The sequence below is a fragment of the Paludibacterium purpuratum genome (assembly GCF_004363805.1).
Classification (GTDB): Bacteria; Pseudomonadota; Gammaproteobacteria; order Burkholderiales; family Chromobacteriaceae; genus Paludibacterium; species Paludibacterium purpuratum.
The window spans coordinates 1-1,581 of sequence record NZ_SNZP01000028.1 but is presented as its reverse complement, the minus strand read 5'-3'; the positions used below and the strand labels follow the sequence as shown (position 1 = coordinate 1,581).

2 protein-coding genes are annotated in these 1,581 nt (G+C 57.9%); both read right to left on the bottom strand.

Features of this window, described 5'->3' with window-relative positions; translation table 11 throughout:
* Positions 1 to 674 (bottom strand): T6SS immunity protein Tli4 family protein (locus DFP86_RS19160; protein WP_208108411.1); only part of this gene is annotated, 674 nt, incomplete at its 3' end.
* A 10-nt stretch (positions 675 to 684) separates the two neighbouring features.
* The coding region (locus tag DFP86_RS19395; RefSeq protein ID WP_208108410.1) for a hypothetical protein at positions 685 to 1,581 on the bottom strand (897 nt) is incomplete at its 5' end.

Sequence of the window (1,581 nt, the reverse complement as noted above, 5' to 3'; positions counted from 1 at the left end):
AAAAGTGATGGCTGACTTCTGAACAGGACATTACTCTCTATTCTTATCCAAACATCCGGATTTTTTTTCAACTGAAATGCCAAGCTGGCATTCTCAGCTTGTGGCGTCTTGCCATCGTTGGCAATAACCCCATTTGCGATACAAAAGCCCGGTTCAGAGGGGATTTCACGTTCGCCGCGGTAGCGTATGGCTGCCAAGATCTGACGATAGTTGTCAACGATGGCATCGATGTCGTTGGCAGGAAGCCCTTCCTCACTGAGATAAAAGAACTGTCCCGCCCCCGTTTTTTGCAATGACATCCGAACAAAAGCATCGATTGAATAGGCGGTGCTTCCCCATAAATCGGCCTTGCCGACCACGATCTGTCGATCGCCGCCTTCGGGATAGACGCTCTTCACATATTTGAAGCCGTGTTTTCCGGGTTCGTTTTTTCTTTTTGTCAGTGCGGCATTCATTCTGGCGGTAAAATCCGGCATCCCCTTGCCCGACTTGATCGATGCCGCATAGTAGTTATTGCCTTGGCCTTTCAGCTCGGCCTCGACTGGGATATCCACCAGATAACGGCCGAAACAGTAAGTCTTGGTCTTGTCGAACATCACAGGCTCCGCGGCGTAGAGGGTGGGGGCGAGCCAGGCGAGCGTCAGCCCTAGTAAATAAACGATTCGTGGGTTCATGTCTTGGCTTTCAGTAAGGCACCGGCGCCGGCGCCTGCTCCGCCACCAGGCGCGCGATGCTATATACAGTGGCCTGCAGGGCGTAGCGATTGGCGAAGCTATTCTGGTGGTCGAAGCCGGCGATGCGGAACACCACCTGCGGGGTCGGCTGCAGCCGATCCAGCACCTGGGCCGAGTCGCGCGGCACCGTGCCGTCGCCGCCCTGGTTGCACACGTTCGCCAGCTTCAGCTTGACGCGGGCATCCTGCGCCTCTTGTTGATACAGCGGTACGGTCGATTGCCCGTTCAGCGTATGGCCACTGTCTTGATTGATCACCAGCGGCAGTACGTCATCGTGCGGCAACTTATCCGTTTGCCAGGTGATGTGGCCAAAGGCGCGGTATTTCCTCTCGTCTATGCCGTAATAGCCATAGGTTTGCGGGTGAGCGTACAGCCCCAGTGCTTCATGAAAATCCGCCGCCTTGCCCAACGCTGTTCGATGAGCCTCCAGGGGCGACTTCATTTTACCTTTTGGATCGATCAGCTTCGGGTCCAGCATGCCCCACCAGCAGTCGTCGGTGGTCTTGCTGTAGATCTCTTCATACGGATCGGCTTGCGGCAAGGCCATGACCACTTGCTCGTTCTGCGCCACTTGCAGCCAACCGGGCGGATAGTGTTTGGTCGGCAATAGCTCCAGCGGGCCGGGAGAGCAGGCCAGCGTCGGCGTGATATCGGCCGCATTCCAACCGACGATGGCCGCCACCGCCGCACCTTCCAGGTCAAACACCCCACCCACCTCGGTGCCGGCTCGGAAACGACGGTACACCACCGGGGCACCGGCCACCGGCTGTACACCGTGCACCACGCCGAGCATCTTGTCGGGTGCGAGCTGCGCCGCGCGCCGCGTCACCAGCCCGCCCATCGAATG